A 14,620-nucleotide genomic window follows, 5' to 3' on the forward strand; every position below is an offset into this window, starting at 1 on the left:
CTGTTGTGCTGGCAAGAGAAAAAGGGTCCTCAGGGGCATGTGCGATTTTCACTATGCCGCTGCGCAAGCATCGGCGTTAAGCAGACAGGTGCAACCATTCAATGCCGCCCGGTGCAAAGGGTGCCGACCGTTATACGGCGCTTTTAGCGGCGATCGGAACTTGAAATCAGAAATCCAGAAATATATGCTTTATATACAAAGCATATACTACGGACTCGTGATGGGCATAGTAAAGATAAGTGACGAACTGCACGAAGAAATTCGTAAGGCAAGCTCGGTAATGGTGCGTTCCATCAACGCCCAGGCTGAGTTCTGGATAAAGATGGGCATGCTGGCTGAGGCTAATCCGGAACTCTCGTACTCACAGCTGGTGAACGAACAACTGAAGCACGCCAACGTTGATATAAGGAAGATCGCCAGTGGCTGAAGCCATACTCAAGAACGCCCATGAGTTAGAGCTGATGCGCGAATCAGGCCGGCTTCTCGCGTCCGTTTTCGACTACCTGGATAAGCAGATGGACATCGGCATCACCACGATGAACATCAACGATCTCGTGGAGTGTTACATAGTCGACGAGCTGAAAGCGCGCCCGGCGAGCAAAGGCCAGTACGATTACCAGTACTCACTGAACACCTCAGTCAACAACGTGGTGTGCCACGGGGTTCCTTCCGCAACACAAAAGCTGAAGTCCGGCGATATCGTTAACGTGGATATCACATTGGAGAAGGGCGGCTTCATTGCGGATTCCAGCAAGATGTACCTGATCGGTAAAGTCTCGCCGCTCGCCGAGCGACTGGTCGACAAAACCTACGAGGCCATGTGGGCCGGTATCAGGGCCGTAAGACCGGGAGCGACGCTAGGGGATATCGGCTATGCCATTCAGTCCTACGTCGAGAAAAACGGCTACTCGGTAGTGCGTGAATACTGCGGTCACGGCATAGGCCGGGAGATGCACGAAGAGCCGTCCGTATTGCACTACGGCCAGCAGGGCAAAGGCCGGATTCTGCAAGAAGGCATGACCTTCACAATCGAACCGATGATCAATCAGGGCAAGGCCAAAGTTAAGCTGAAGAAAGACGGCTGGACAGTTGTGACCGCTGATAAGAAGTTGTCGGCACAGTGGGAACACACTATCGCCGTTACGTCCAACGGGTTTGAGGTTCTTACACTACGACCCCAAGAGCCCATTCCTGTTTGAGAAACGGACACTACTCGCCCTGCGAGGATTTTGGCTATTCAAGCTCCGCGGCGCATCCCGAACACCAGCCACCAGCAACCAAAAGCCCGGTTTCGGCGGCAAAAATCTCGTTGACAAGAACTGACTGGCGGGCGCTTCCAGTGGCGGCATCCGCTATTCTTTAGGTTGCGATCTGGAATTTCGCAACTGGAGCTGTCGAAATCGGAGCGTGGCATTCGACCAGTAGTGGAGGCGGCGCTAGCAACTAGCCTGACGCCCGCTATGCCATTGCTATTTTCGAATCGACAGCACGGGAGTAAAAAATGCGATTTATGCTGATTGTCAAAGCCAGCGATGATTCGGAAGCGGGAGTCATGCCGCGCGAGGAACTCCTGCGAAAGATAATCAAGTACGAGGAAGCCCTGGTGGAAGCCGGCGTGTTGCTAACAGGCGAAGGTTTGCAGCCGTCTTCCAAAGGCGTCCGGGTGCGGTTTGCCGGCAACGACTGGAGTGTAACGGACGGGCCGTTTCTCGAAACCAAGGAATTGATAGCCGGATACTGGTTGTGGCAGTGCGACTCGATGGAGACAGCGATTGAGTGGCTAAAGCGTGCCCCGTTTGAACGTGGCGCAGAAGTCGAACTGCGGCGGGTCCTGGAAACAGACGACTTCGGCGACGAACTCACTCCAGCGCTGCGCGAAAAGGAAGTGAAACTGCGAGAACGAATTGCTGTGACAAATCATGACGGCAAAAAAACAGAGGAGCCATAAAATGGAAATCACTCAGATCATATCGCCCTGTCTTTGGTACGACGGACAAGCGGAATCCGCGGCGGAGTTTTACTTAGCCGCTTTTCCGAATTCGCACATTGACAACGTTATGAAGAGCGACGGCGACTGGCCGGGCGGGAAGGCCGGCGATACCATTCTGGTGAGCTTTAGCATCGCAGGGCAGCAGTTTCAGGCACTGAACGGCGGACCCAACGTGCCCTTTAACGAGGCGGTATCGCTCTCGATCGCCTGTAAAGACCAGGCCGAAGTGGACCGATACTGGGATGCGCTGATCGCGGACGGCGGCGAGGCGATCCAATGTGGCTGGCTAAAGGACAAGTACGGCTTGCACTGGCAGGTGGTACCGACAGTGCTCATGGAGATGATGCAGGACAAGAACAGGGTGAAAGCGAACCGCGCCATTGGGGCCATGATGCAGATGGTGAAGCTCGACATTGCAGCGCTGAAGCGAGCCTATGACGGATAAGTAGAATGATGATAGGGCTGCTTGGCAGTTCAATGGCGACATAGCGCCGGGTTGGAAAGCCGTTGTTCAGGCTCGTCGTGTTCAGTATCAGTCTTGCGCAGTTCATTCCGGGTGGTTCTTGGCGGCATAGCGCCGCTGTGCAGTCCGATTGTCCTTTTGTAGGTCCCGGCTTAACAAGAATTGGCTCAGAATGGATTTGATATAGTTGCTGCCATGAACAGAGAAATCAGAACTATTCAACAGTTGGCGGCCGTTTTGCTCACGGGACTCGTACTCTTCGTGGCGGGGTGTTCCGGTGGCCTTATCCAGGACTCTGAGACCGTGCATCAATCCATAGGACCACAAGCGCTATTCAACGTCGTCTGGCAGGTCGAGGATATCGACAGGGGAGGCATCGTCGACAGCTCCCATATAACCATGCAGATGTCATCTGAGGGCCGTATAGCCGGCTCCACCGGTTGTAACCAGTACTTCGGCACTCTGACCCTGGGACAGACTGCGTTTGAGGTCAATGGCGCCGGTAGCACGCGCCGGGCCTGTGCCCCGGCGATCATGCAACAGGAAACGCGGTTCCTGCAGGCACTGCAGGATGCTCGCCGTTACAAAATGGATGGCGATTTCGTGCGTCTGTACGACGAATCCGGTGATGAACGCATGCGGATGATTCGAACAAACGAGGAACCTGCGTCGTAGGCAGCAGCACGTTGTGATATCCACTGTATGCGCGTTGGACACTGCAAGACCTCTTCCACTCCCGTAAGTTCGAATGGCATAACCGTGGACCTTGCAACCGGCAATCTCTTGCTCGCGCCCTGGGGTGACTCCAGCGAATCAGTCGCCTGGGATATTGACGAGCAGCGCTTCTCGACAATCGGAACGCTGGTCGGTGGTGGCAATTTTGACGGTATCGAAGTTGTCGGAAAAAAATCATCACTGCGAGCCGGATGGATAACAGCCTTCACTTTATGGAGGAGGGCTCGGATCGACTGGCAGTGGAATTACCCGGCAAGCCAGCGGATAACGGTATCGATACAAGACGCAACAGAGTTGCCGTGCCGTACGTTGCATTGAATAGGGTGGATATTATTCAACTCGAGGACTAAGCGGCGAAAGGGTTTGAACGTCAGCGTGAGAAACCAGCGAACCCCCGCACAGAAATATCATGACCGAAGTCGTTAGAGCAAAGCATGAAAAGAATCACGTTCAGCGTTGAAGACAGGCGTAGATACAATCCCAACTGTGAATCGTCAACAGTGAATATCCTGATCGATGACAAACCTTTGGCAGAAATTCTGCGGGCATATGAGTTGCCAATGGCCACCAAGGAAGGACATCCGGCACTTGCCGGCGACTACCATGCCATCGAAGTAATGGCGTCTCTGGAAGATTACTACCTAGGCAAAGCGGAGGCCGATTGGGGCGATGAAGAAAACAAAACCCAGCTCCTCGGTTGCAGTTGCGGAATTGCGGGTTGTTGGCCGTTGCTCTGCAAAATCAACGTGCAGGGCGATACCGTAGTTTGGTCAGAGTTTGAACAACCGCACAGAGACGAGGACTGGGACTACTCGGCATTTGGCGTTCTTGAATTTGACAAGCAGCAGTACCTGGAAGCTGTACAAGCCATGCAAAATTTATAGCGAACAGAGGAAACGCTTGTGGTGGGTCGCTTTTGCGTTGCCCACACTTACCACTTCTTGGTGGAAACAGACGCAGAGGACCAGTGACCATTCCCGGCAGCGTTGCCGACCTGTCGCTGCTGCCTTAATCAACCAGCCCGGCCGCCGCCGGTGTCATCTGCGCATTGCTGTGTGCCGCACCGGGAACATCAACCTTCCGCCAGTTGAATTTCACGCCGAAGCGCTCGGCTGTGGACTTTGCGACGTCGTACATCGTTGCGCCACGGGCGTAGCGATGCGGACCTTGCTGCTGCGCTTCCGGTGACTTGCGAAGATTCGCTTGCTCGGTATCAATATCCGCATCGCCAAGCAACAGAATTACGTCTTTGCCAAGCGCTTCGCGAATGACGCTGCCCTCAATATGCGCGCCGTCCAGTCCGTAGGGGTAGGCAACATCAAAGTCGGGCAATGTGTACCAGCCGGCATTCGCAGCAATTGCCCGTGCAACCCGGGCACCCGGCTTGTAGTAAAGGAAACGATGCACGAACTGCGCGCCTGCCGAATGGCCGTAGAGCGTATAAGCTGCTTGGTCTGTGCCGAGTGCGGCGGTGATTTGGTCAAACAGCGGCTCTATGGCAGAAAACGTCCATTGACTCTCCGGCCGTAACCGGCCGGTGTCTTGGTCGAAAACGTGGCCAAGGTTGTATCGCCAGGAGCCGGAGAAATCGACAGCATTGAACTCCGGAACAACGACTACAAACCCGTGAGTTTGACCTTGCAACTGCCAGTGCGTGAAGTAGTTGTCGACAGTACGGCTGGCGCCGTGCATTACGATCACTATCGGCGTTGAGTCCTTAACTTTTTCAGGAGTGTACACACGCACTTCCAAATCCGGTCCGGCCCAGTCACTGAACGTGAACTGGCTGCTGCCGACCGGCAGTGTTCTCAGCTCGTCGGCCTGAGCAAACGACGCCAACAACACAAACAAAACCAAAGCTATCCGATCGGGCACGCCCATTTTTTTTATCAACATAGCTTGTCTCTGTAAGCTTCAATCGCGTCAGTATACTTTGACACCATCCTTTGTAGATGGCGCCAGAGATGAGAGACTTATTGCTCCAGGAATTAGAAGTATGCAATGCCAATCCACGTAACAGTTGTCGGCGAGAATCAAAGAAGCCGGCAATACGACCAATCCAGGCAACCGGGTAAATGTTAGCTATCGATGGCTATTTCTCTGACCCTCTCACGACCACCCCGGCCCGAAGGCTAATTCCATGACCAACCCCCAACTTCTGATCTTCGCCCTACTTGCTGCAATGATGGGGCTGTTCCTGTGGGGGCGGTTACGCCATGACGTAGTGGCGCTGGCTGCATTGCTGACCTGCGTGATAGTGGGACTGGTGCCGGCAGAGGCAGCTTTTTCGGGCTTCAGCCACCCGGCAGTAATCACGGTGGCCTGTGTGTTGGTGCTCAGCCAGGCCTTGCGAAATACGGGTGCCGTGAACTGGCTGGCGCGCACCATCGTGCCGCGCGACGGTGGACGCCTGGTGACCATGGCGACGCTGATCGGACTGGGTGCTGCGCTGTCGGGCTTCATGAACAATGTCGGCGCAATGGCGCTACTTATGCCGATCGCAGTGCAGCTGTCGGGCCGGTTGGGCCTGACGCCAGGGCAGATCCTGATGCCGCTTGCCTTCGGCACCATTCTGGGTGGCATGACCACGCTCGTGGGTACGCCGCCCAACTTGATCGTTTCCGGCTTCAGGGAACAAGCAGGGCTGGGGCAATTCGCTATGTTCGACTTCGCGCCGGTGGGTGTGGCGGTTGCGGCCGTGGGCGTCATCTTCGTCGTCACCATCGGCTGGCGTCTGGTGCCGGCACGCAAATCCGACATTGGTGACGACTTTGACACTGGCGCCTATCTGACGGAGGTGCGCGTACCGGAGGATAGCAAGGCTATCGGCATGACCTTGCGAGCCTTCGAATCCGAGATTGAAGACGGCGGTGTACAGATCGTCGGTCTCGTTCGCAACGAGGTCCGCATGACCGCACCGCACGGCGGGCGGCACGTCCGCGCGAAAGACGTCCTGGTGTTGCAGGCCGATGTTGATGCATTGGCGGTGGCGCTGTCGGTCTTCGGCATCAAGTTGGAGGAAGAGAAAGCCTTATCAGAAAGCCAGGACCAGACGGCAGACAACGCGCCCACAGACGCACCGGAAATACCCGGGAGTAGCGTCGGGAAATCAGAAGCCGAGACTCAGGAAGCCGATGAGAGCGATGAGCGAGGCGAGGAGATCGTGCTACGGGAACTGGTCGTGCTGCCGGGCTCGACCATCGTCGGCCGTTCCGGCAGCGACCTTCAGCTGCGTACTCGCTATGGGCTTAATCTGCTGGCCGTATCAAGGGAAGGGCACCCGCCCGAGGCCCGACTGCGTAAACTGAAGTTGAAGTCAGGCGATCTCTTGCTGACGCAGGGCCCGGCCGAGACGATTGCTGAGTTTATTAATGAAACAGGCTGTGTGCCGCTGAGCGAACGCGACCTGCGTATCCCCGACAAGCGCATGGCCGTGATCTCCGGGGCGATCATGCTAGGGGCGATAGGCATTGTTGCGCTGGGACTGCTGCCTGCCGCCGCAGGCTTTGCACTCGGGGTTCTGGCCTCAATGCTTTTTCGCACGTTACCGTTGCGGCAGATTTATACCGCAATCGACTGGCCGATAATCGTGTTGCTTGCAACCCTGATACCGGTTGCAGGCGCAATGCAAACAACCGGAGCCGCTGATCAGCTGGCGCGGTTTCTTGTAGAGAGCGTCGCACAGGGCAATCCCATCATCGCCCTGGCAGTGGTGTTGATTACGACCATGTTCCTGTCAGACGTTATGAACAACGCGGCCACTGCGGCCATCCTGTGCCCGATCGCGCTTGGCATTGCCGCAACGCTTGGTGTGAACCCGGACAGTTTTCTTATGGCGGTGGCGATTGGCGCCTCCTGTGCATTCCTCACACCCATAGGGCATCAGAACAACACCTTGATCCTTGGTCCCGGCGGGTTCCGGTTCGGCGACTACTGGAGGTTGGGCTTGGTGGTAGAAGTTCTGGTGGTCGCGGTTAGCATGCCGTTGCTTTTGATCGTCTGGCCGCTATAAAAACTTCTCGCGCGTAGCAAAAAGAAAACCGCTTAGTAGCAATGGTGACTTTAGAACTGAGTGGGTTGTAATTTCGACGGTCCTGCGTCTTCAGTAGAACTGCAGACCGCGTATAACGATAGAAGTAAATATCCGTCCAGCCAGCCAGTTGATAGCCATCAATTCATTGACAGCGTGGTATAGCTTTTGCGTTTTTCTCGCCGTAGTAAAAAGTTTGATTACGTTCTCGATAGTCTGGTGTGCTTGGCGATGGCCGAGAGTCGAGTCTGGTTAGCTAAATAAACCGACAGAGTTCAGGTCAGCACTAGCCTTTGCCAACATCGACAATCATAGCTGAATGGTCGGAAAGTCCCGCTTTCCGAACTTCATGATTGTAGCCAACCGATTCTATTCTCATATTCAATCGGGGAGAGGCGAACGCATGATCCAGCCGGAATCCGTTTCCGACGTTGCTGAACCATGAGAACTCTCTCGCCGTCTCATTTCTACTGCGCCAGGTATCGATCCAACCCAAACCCTCCAGCCTGTCGAAGTATTCGGTGCAGTGAAAAGTTTTCTCACGCTCATCGACGAAATGGCGACCAGTATTGAAGTCCCCAATTAGGAGTGACTGCTCAACTAACACACCAGAATCAAGTCCGCATATAGCGTCAAAAACATTCGCTTTCTCTCTATTTTGCGGGAAATAGAACCCGAGGATATTTATGCCTTCAACGCGAACCCAAGAACAACGATGTGCCTCATCGCCAAGTGAGTCGAGCTGCCTTTCTTCGAATGGTGTCCGAGAGCACAGCAAGACCGTATTCAATCTTGCCGGTGTTGAGACGTCGGAGAAATAAAATAGACCAGCGCGCTCCATCACATGTTTAATATGCGCACCAGTTGGCCCGTTTCGATATTCCGTAATGATTGCGATATCGGGCGAAAGCGACACCAATTGTTCGGCAAAGCTGCGCGCTCGATCGCCTCCGCCATGCCTAACATTCCAGGTGATGATCCGCATAATCTTGTGCGTCGCGATTGATATAGGTCAATAACCGAATGCTAGTCGATTGCCACATTCCGAGCTATTTCATACGAAACGACGAAGGTAATCGCGCGGGACGTTAAGCTTACGCGCGGGATAGGCCTTTGACTTGAAACCTGTCAACAAAAATCTCTAGTTTCCAAACGCGCATCCCCCCTCATATACACATAATGTATATTACAAGCGTAGTTTTCGACGCAAATCGTGACTAGAAATCATACAGTTACACCGTCCACCGATCGGGCGTTCTGTCTCTTCAATTAGGTAAGTCAAATACGAAGACTTGAGACTGGCAACCAAGGACGCAGTTCTTCATCTCGACATTTGTTGAGTCTTCCGAGATATGAAGTAGCCTGCCTGTTGGCCCAACAAGCTCGCGCACAAAATTCTCGACGAGTTCCGAGAAAGCTTGGTAGTTCCAATTGCCCTGGTAGCAATTCGGAGGCCCAACTTCGAAGGGATCGCCAAATTGAGTTCCCCAAGGCTGCGCTAAGTCGACTGAACAATTTGGAATGTCAAAACAAACTCGATTGTCGGCGTTCGCAATTTGCAATCGAAATCGGGCGGTCATTTGCAACCTGGATTGGTTGTCACCCGAGAAATGCATGTCGTGAACAACTATCTCGTAGAATTGAACTGCTGCTTTCATTTCGATGCTCCAGCTATTTCGTCGAGTCAGCTTAATCTTACAGGAATTCCAGTCATGCTTATCCGCAATTCGGGGAATTAGCTAAGCCGAAGAGGGCGCTGAAAGACTGGCCATAGGTACTAGGCGACGTTGTCCATTTGCTCGAGTAACTCCCGATATTTCTGGCTATCGGCCTCGGATAACGCATGCCAAAGTAATCCGACCATCTGAAAATGACTAGGCCGAACGACCTTGCCACAGTTATCAATAAGCTGACCTTTGACGCATCGAAAATCCTTCCAGGCCTCGTCAAGTACTCGACCGTCGCGGTGGAGTTCAAACAACCGCATAACACTCTTGGAAGGCTTCCGTTGGCCGTTCTTGTATTTCTCAGCAGTGCCGACAGAAATGCAGCACCATTCCGCTATCAGTTCGGCAGGGTAACCGTAGAAGGGCGTAAGTCGAGAAACGGGCCGCCGAGAGACTGGCGGCAGCAGCCCAGCTTGGCGATGCAAGCGGTGTATAAGGCCGTCAAGGCGATCAACTGGCATAGAGACAACATCCCAGCGTTGGGATTGGCAACAACACGCTGGTGAATGCGGGCCGGCTCCTTGCCGCATTCCACGTCTGATACTTCGAAGCCGGGTCTCTATTCCTGCGCAGACTGAAGGCCATTTTGTCGTCTATTTCCTCCAGGCGCAACTATCCCGTCAAGCTAAAAGGGATAGTTGCGAACACTCGCTCCCTCAGCCAACTGCGCAGACGTGCATGGCATCGTCTGGCCCGCCTTGTTACCGCAGCGGACATCCCGGACAAGGTCAACGGGACGCCTTAAGCGTTACCGCTTAAGCAATCCCCGATATGCGGGGATCTGTACTAACGCTGCCATTGAGCGGCCGAGCCGGGCTACGCCCGGCAGCGGATCACTCAATGACGAGAAATAACCGAACCCAAGCGATTTTCAGTGGTCATGAGGTCAGCGAACGCATCAAGCTCCAGGCAGAACGACAGATCGTGGCAGCCGCTGCGAAACATCGGGCGAAACTCGACATAGCCGCAATCGCTACAGACCGTGCCAGTGATGTTTAGCAAGCCAGGCCGTGCGAGTTCAGACATTGGCAGGAAGTTGGCCGCGCAGTAGTTTTCGGCTCCGCATTGAGAACAATGACCCAGGTAATCCGGTTCATCGTGGCGCCTGGCAGTAGAGGCTTTGCCAATCATTGGCACAGAGCTGCCGCGCTCAGTCGGCGCGCGCCTTGGTGGGAGTCAAGAAGTAAGGTGAAGCGTGGCAACATCGCGGTCACAGGATCGGATAACTGTGACCATTCTATGTGCGCATAATGTATATTATGTTAAATCCCGTTCACACGCAGAATATGGACCAAGCGTTCAATACCCTCGTTCGAACCCCACCACGTACTTCAGCGGCTGCTTCTCGCAATAACGCCGGTAGTTCTCGACAAATACAGGGGCTATCAGCGATGGCTGGCTGGGTGCGGCCTTGTGTGCGGTGATCACCAGGTTCGGCGTCTCCCACAACGGGCTGTCTTTAGGCAACGGCTCGGTATCGAACACATCGAGAACCGCACCGGCCAGTTTGTTCTCACGCAAGGACTGCATCAGGGCATCGTCGTTCACGACATTGCTACGGCCGACATTGATGAAACACGCGTTTGCTGGCAGCCTGGCCAGCGCTTTGGCATCGACCAGATTGTTGGTCTCTGCAGTGGCCGGCAGTGTCGCCACGAGGTAATCGACGTCAACCAGTATGTCGTGCATCTCGTTGACCGGCTTGATCTGATCAAACGCATCCGTTGCTGTGCCGGAACGATTAATTCCGGTCGTCTGCATGCCGAATGCTTTGGCGACCCGTGCGATGTACGCCCCGATCGAGCCTGTACCCAGAACGCAAAGGTGTTTACCAAAAAGCGTTCCAGATTGTTTTGGAAACCAGTCGTGTGCACGTTGATGCTGCATGCGCTCAAACAACTTCAATTCGTGAGCCAGCATGTAGGCCGTCACGTATTCTGACATCGGTGGACCGAACACGTCTTTGATTCCCGTCAGCACGTAGTCGCGACGCGGCACTGCCGTTAACGGCGTAACGCCGGCCCAGGTGGACTGGACCCACTCTACGTTGGGCAATTCAGCCAGCACCGAGGCAACCATGTCCGGATTGCCGAAGACCACAGGCTGACCGGAGTATTTCTCCACAGCCTGCTTTCCGGACGTACACACGATGCCTGAACACGGCGCACCCGTCAGACGTGCTATCTCATCCGCATAGGCATCGGCTGCCGCATCAATTATCAGGTATTCAGGCATAGTCATCGTTGGCCGTTACGGCGTTCCCGTTTGTCCCGACAGCATCGCCCTACTTCACAGGCTTAAAAAAAATCCGTCGCGGCAACCACAATGCTATTACTGAATGTACGGTGCCAATTCTGACTCGTACTCCTGGTACAACTCGTAGTTATGCTTAACCGTGTCATTGATATCTTTCTGCAGCCAGGCGGTACGCAAAGAGTCGCGTACCCAGGTGTGTTCAGCCCAGTTGCCACCCGATGTTTTTACGATTTCAATTTCGACGCCACCGATCCCGGCAAGACCGGTTGCGCTACCCATCATGCTGGTAAGGTCCCCTATCGACATTTCTTCGTCGTTCTCGGCCCTTGCTTTCAGTTCCTGTAATTGTGCGGCCTTGGCTTGTCGTACTTCGGCTACCCGGCTCATAGTCCGTATGAAGTCCTTCACTTGCTTTTCGGCAAGCTCTCCGTCTGCGGGCGGCGTGTACTGATCTTCCTGGGCTGCAGCCATCAATTCACCTTGACGCACGGCTGCACCGAGCAAGCTACCGGACTCCGATAAAGGGTTACCGGAATCCGAATAACTGCCTGTATCGAATGAACGTGAAATGTCCGCGCCCGGCCGCATGCCAGCGAACAATGAGCCCAAGACGGCCATTACGATGATCGTCGCAATTAGCGACACGATGTAGTGCGCCGCGTGCTTTGCAGCCGGTACCTCAAGATACAACGGCAATATTCGCCACAAGAGCACGAGGCTGTAGATACCGAGACCGAAGGCCAGAAGCCCGCCGATCCACGGCAACCAGCTGAATGCCTGACCAACGTAGCCCGGCACAAATGCCAATGTCAGCGCGGCAAGGCCCAATGCAAAGTCTCTCTTGCCGCCGAACACGCCCGCCAATGCACTGTAGATAAACGCGGCTATGCCAATGCCGATGACGGCAAAAACCATGTTGAACAAGGACGATGCGATCGTCGGTCGAAACATCCCCAGCAGCGATGAACCGCTACTGGTCAGACCACCGAGATAAGCAAGCACCGTGGAGAGAACAATCAGTGGTCCGGTGAACAGCAAAGCCGTTCTTTTCCAATCACCCGCCTCCGGCAAATAACTGCGCCAGGTGGTTTCCGCATCAAGCAACGCGCCTTTGACAAGTGCCAGTGTTCGGTTCGGATCAAACATGCATGACTCCAGTTGGGTATACGTAGTTAATTGGTTCGTGCAACGCGTTGACGTTGCGCTCGAGGCGGATCCCACTTCATTATTCGATTTTTCGCGAAGTCCTGGGCGGCATCGAGACCGCCGATGCCGCACTGTTTTTCTTTTCTAACTGCGCTGGCGAGCAATAGTAGCTCAATTGCCCGAAAGGTCATCGCTATTCGTGTCCTGCAAGCAACCGCCAATCCAGGCTCATCGGTCTGGCCAGCCGGGGCGTTCCGGCGATTAAAATACCCAGTTTTGCTATATTTTTCAAAGCATAGCGAAAAGCCATGTGGCCCAGGAAAGCTGCTTTTTGATCCCGGATTATGCTAAGCGTCGCCCATTTGTCGTGGTCTGCCTGTAAAAATCATGCGGTCAATCGGGCTCCCGGCTCCCGACCGGCATTTGATCGCCACTGCAGCCTGTGTTACCGCACACGCGTACCTGCACTCCACGCACCGTTTCTGGCCTTGTAAAGCAGGAAAAGATGCGATCGCGATCCTCAATTCTGCAATACCAGGGTGGCCATGGCAGGATGATCGTGTAAAATCGCCGCCCTGCGACATTGAGGCTCTGCTCTCGTCTATCGTAGTCGTCGCGGTCTTTCCTACCCTTTTTCTCGATTAATCCCGAACCGCTGTCGTGGTTGCGGTTTGCGTGGTTTTCTCAAAATGTTTTTCAGTTTGTTCACCAAGATACACGGTACTTGGAAGACCGATACTTTATCGGGCCTGACAGTAGCGCTCGCGCTCGTTCCAGAAGCCATTGCATTTTCCTTTGTTGCCAATGTCGACCCGGTCGTTGGTCTCTGGTCGGCGGTCTTTCTTGGCTTCATCACCGCCGCGTTTGGCGGTCGCCCCGGCATGATATCCGGCGCGACAGGCGCCGTAGCTGTGGTGGTCGCGAAGGCAGTCGACGCCGGCAATACCGCTGGCGCAGAGCTCGGTATCGACAATCTCGGTATGCAATACATGGTGGCCGCCGTGATGCTCGCGGGTGTCATTCAGGGCCTTGTCGCCGTGCTGAAGCTCGGTCGTTTCATTCGCCTGGTGCCGCACCCCGTCATGATGGGTTTTGTAAACGGTCTCGCCATTGTCATCCTGATCTCGCAATTTCAGTCCTTTCAGACCGTGGACGGTGAGTGGCTTTCAAGCGATAAAATACTCGTCATGGGCGCCCTCGCCCTCGTCACGATGTGCATCATCAAGTTTTTTCCCAAGATCAGCGAAGCAGTCCCTTCGATACTGGTCGCGATTGCGGCGGTTGGTTTGCTGAGTTATTTCAACGTCGTCGATACTAAAACAGTATCGGACGTCTTGTTCGACGGTACTGGCAGCGGCGAATTACGCGGCTCTTTTCCCGCCTGGGGCTGGCCCGGCGACATTGTCTGGAATCTGGAAACCATACTGCTTATCGGCGGTGTTGCGGCAGCGGTGGCGATGGTAGGCCTGATCGAATCGCTCATGACGCTGCAACTTATCGACGACATGACCGAAACACGTGGTGAAGGTAACCGCGAATGTTACGCCCAGGGCGGTGCCAACTTCCTGAGCGGCTTGTTCGGCGGCATGGGTGGCTGCGCCATGATTGGCCAGAGCCTGATCAATATCCGTTCCGGCGGTCGCGGCCGGATTTCCGGCATTGTAGCGGCACTTGCGCTCGCGGGTTTCATCCTTGTGGGTGGCCCGATAATCGTTGAGATCCCGGTAGCGGCGCTGGTCGGCGTCATGTTCATGGTGGTCATCGGCACCTTTGAATGGTCAACGTTCCAGACTTTCGGCAAAGTGCCCGGCTCGGACATACTCGTCATTCTTGTAGTAACGCTTACAACTGTTTTCTTGCACAACCTCGCACTGGCCGTGTTTGTCGGCGTGGTCATGTCCGCACTGGTATTCGCGTGGGAATCGGCACAGCACGTGCGTCTCAATCCGCAGAATACCGAGGACGGCACGCGTATCTACAACCTGCAGGGCGTTCTCTATTTTGGTTCCGTGCGCGAGTTTTCTGAGCGCCTGAATCCATCCGATGATCCGGATGAAGTCATCATCGACTTCAAGCACGCACGCATTGCGGACTACTCAAGTCTTGAGATTCTGAATGCCATTACCGAGCGCTACCGGAAAGCCGGCAAGAACCTGCTGTTGCGCCACATGAGCAAAGAATGCCAGCGAATGATTACGGCCGCCGGCAGTCTTGTCACGATCGAGATGGCTGAAGACGATCCGCACTACCGGGTTGTGCGAATCTAGGACTAT

General features: G+C 54.6%; 15 protein-coding genes. 10 read left to right on the forward strand and 5 right to left on the reverse strand.

What is annotated here, in order from left to right:
* Positions 1 to 220: 220 nt before the first annotated feature.
* From BA177_RS09285 to BA177_RS09315, 7 genes are all read left to right on the forward strand, one after another.
* Complete coding sequence (locus BA177_RS09285) at positions 221 to 427, forward strand: ParD-like family protein (protein ID WP_068619159.1); 207 nt, start codon at positions 221 to 223, stop codon at positions 425 to 427.
* Positions 420 to 1,199, forward strand: coding sequence for a type I methionyl aminopeptidase (gene map, locus BA177_RS09290; protein WP_068615639.1), 780 nt, complete (start codon positions 420 to 422; stop codon positions 1,197 to 1,199). The genes BA177_RS09285 and map overlap by 8 nt, the downstream gene beginning before the upstream one ends.
* A gap of 302 nt (positions 1,200 to 1,501) precedes the next feature.
* Positions 1,502 to 1,948 carry a YciI family protein gene (locus BA177_RS09295; RefSeq protein WP_068615640.1) on the forward strand — a complete coding sequence of 149 codons (447 nt, stop codon included), beginning with the start codon at positions 1,502 to 1,504 and terminating at the stop codon, positions 1,946 to 1,948.
* Position 1,949: 1 nt separating this feature from the next.
* Positions 1,950 to 2,435 carry a VOC family protein gene (locus BA177_RS09300; protein WP_068619161.1) on the forward strand — a complete coding sequence of 162 codons (486 nt, stop codon included), beginning with the start codon at positions 1,950 to 1,952 and terminating at the stop codon, positions 2,433 to 2,435.
* Positions 2,436 to 2,756: 321 nt separating this feature from the next.
* On the forward strand, positions 2,757 to 3,128 hold the full coding sequence (locus tag BA177_RS09305) for an META domain-containing protein (protein WP_197492968.1): 372 nt from the start codon (positions 2,757 to 2,759) through the stop codon (positions 3,126 to 3,128).
* 84 nt (positions 3,129 to 3,212) lie between these two features.
* Positions 3,213 to 3,506 (forward strand): hypothetical protein, encoded by a 294-nt coding sequence (locus BA177_RS09310; protein WP_068615642.1) that lies wholly within the window; start codon positions 3,213 to 3,215, stop codon positions 3,504 to 3,506.
* A 116-nt stretch (positions 3,507 to 3,622) separates the two neighbouring features.
* Entirely contained in the window at positions 3,623 to 4,072 is a 450-nt protein-coding gene (locus BA177_RS09315; RefSeq protein WP_197492969.1) for a hypothetical protein, read from the forward strand.
* Between the two features lie 124 nt (positions 4,073 to 4,196).
* Here the strand turns inward: BA177_RS09315 and BA177_RS09320 are convergent, their stop codons facing one another.
* On the reverse strand, positions 4,197 to 5,084 hold the full coding sequence (locus BA177_RS09320; RefSeq protein WP_068615646.1) for an alpha/beta hydrolase-fold protein: 888 nt from the start codon (positions 5,082 to 5,084) through the stop codon (positions 4,197 to 4,199).
* A 244-nt stretch (positions 5,085 to 5,328) separates the two neighbouring features.
* On the opposite strand from BA177_RS09320, the gene BA177_RS09325 reads away from it, so the two are divergent.
* Positions 5,329 to 7,200 carry an SLC13 family permease gene (locus BA177_RS09325; RefSeq protein ID WP_068615648.1) on the forward strand — a complete coding sequence of 624 codons (1,872 nt, stop codon included), beginning with the start codon at positions 5,329 to 5,331 and terminating at the stop codon, positions 7,198 to 7,200.
* A gap of 304 nt (positions 7,201 to 7,504) precedes the next feature.
* Here the strand turns inward: BA177_RS09325 and BA177_RS09330 are convergent, their stop codons facing one another.
* Both BA177_RS09330 and BA177_RS09335 read right to left on the reverse strand, forming a co-directional pair.
* Positions 7,505 to 8,203, reverse strand: coding sequence for an endonuclease/exonuclease/phosphatase family protein (locus tag BA177_RS09330; RefSeq protein ID WP_068615650.1), 699 nt, complete (start codon positions 8,201 to 8,203; stop codon positions 7,505 to 7,507).
* Positions 8,204 to 8,483: 280 nt separating this feature from the next.
* Positions 8,484 to 8,876 carry a hypothetical protein gene (locus tag BA177_RS09335; protein ID WP_068615652.1) on the reverse strand — a complete coding sequence of 131 codons (393 nt, stop codon included), beginning with the start codon at positions 8,874 to 8,876 and terminating at the stop codon, positions 8,484 to 8,486.
* A gap of 909 nt (positions 8,877 to 9,785) precedes the next feature.
* Between BA177_RS09335 and BA177_RS18595 the strand changes: the two genes are divergently transcribed.
* Entirely contained in the window at positions 9,786 to 9,944 is a 159-nt protein-coding gene (locus BA177_RS18595; protein ID WP_156762768.1) for a hypothetical protein, read from the forward strand.
* A gap of 300 nt (positions 9,945 to 10,244) precedes the next feature.
* Here BA177_RS18595 and BA177_RS09350 read toward each other — a convergent pair whose 3' ends face one another.
* Complete coding sequence (locus BA177_RS09350) at positions 10,245 to 11,186, reverse strand: D-2-hydroxyacid dehydrogenase (RefSeq protein ID WP_082990011.1); 942 nt, start codon at positions 11,184 to 11,186, stop codon at positions 10,245 to 10,247.
* Positions 11,187 to 11,276: 90 nt separating this feature from the next.
* Positions 11,277 to 12,347: a Yip1 family protein gene (locus BA177_RS09355; protein ID WP_068615660.1), complete on the reverse strand. Its 1,071-nt coding sequence runs from the start codon at positions 12,345 to 12,347 to the stop codon at positions 11,277 to 11,279.
* Positions 12,348 to 13,036: 689 nt separating this feature from the next.
* Here BA177_RS09355 and BA177_RS09360 point away from each other — a divergent pair.
* The gene (locus BA177_RS09360) at positions 13,037 to 14,614 is read left to right on the forward strand and encodes a SulP family inorganic anion transporter (protein ID WP_068615662.1); all 1,578 of its coding nucleotides are present in this window, start codon (positions 13,037 to 13,039) and stop codon (positions 14,612 to 14,614) included.
* The last annotated feature ends 6 nt before the right edge of the window (positions 14,615 to 14,620 follow it).

Source organism: Woeseia oceani (genome assembly GCF_001677435.1).
Lineage (GTDB): Bacteria > Pseudomonadota > Gammaproteobacteria > Steroidobacterales > Woeseiaceae > Woeseia > Woeseia oceani.

Coding starts and splice junctions, on each gene's coding strand:
- BA177_RS09320 (WP_068615646.1), bottom strand. CDS start 5,084: ATGTTGATAAAAAAAATGGGCGTGCCCGATCGGATAGCTTTGGTTTTG.
- BA177_RS18595 (WP_156762768.1), top strand. CDS start 9,786: ATGACGAGAAATAACCGAACCCAAGCGATTTTCAGTGGTCATGAGGTC.
- BA177_RS09330 (WP_068615650.1), bottom strand. CDS start 8,203: ATGCGGATCATCACCTGGAATGTTAGGCATGGCGGAGGCGATCGAGCG.
- BA177_RS09355 (WP_068615660.1), bottom strand. CDS start 12,347: ATGTTTGATCCGAACCGAACACTGGCACTTGTCAAAGGCGCGTTGCTT.
- BA177_RS09285 (WP_068619159.1), top strand. CDS start 221: ATGGGCATAGTAAAGATAAGTGACGAACTGCACGAAGAAATTCGTAAG.
- BA177_RS09360 (WP_068615662.1), top strand. CDS start 13,037: ATGTTTTTCAGTTTGTTCACCAAGATACACGGTACTTGGAAGACCGAT.
- BA177_RS09295 (WP_068615640.1), top strand. CDS start 1,502: ATGCGATTTATGCTGATTGTCAAAGCCAGCGATGATTCGGAAGCGGGA.
- BA177_RS09335 (WP_068615652.1), bottom strand. CDS start 8,876: ATGAAAGCAGCAGTTCAATTCTACGAGATAGTTGTTCACGACATGCAT.
- BA177_RS09350 (WP_082990011.1), bottom strand. CDS start 11,186: ATGACTATGCCTGAATACCTGATAATTGATGCGGCAGCCGATGCCTAT.
- BA177_RS09300 (WP_068619161.1), top strand. CDS start 1,950: ATGGAAATCACTCAGATCATATCGCCCTGTCTTTGGTACGACGGACAA.
- BA177_RS09325 (WP_068615648.1), top strand. CDS start 5,329: ATGACCAACCCCCAACTTCTGATCTTCGCCCTACTTGCTGCAATGATG.
- BA177_RS09315 (WP_197492969.1), top strand. CDS start 3,623: ATGAAAAGAATCACGTTCAGCGTTGAAGACAGGCGTAGATACAATCCC.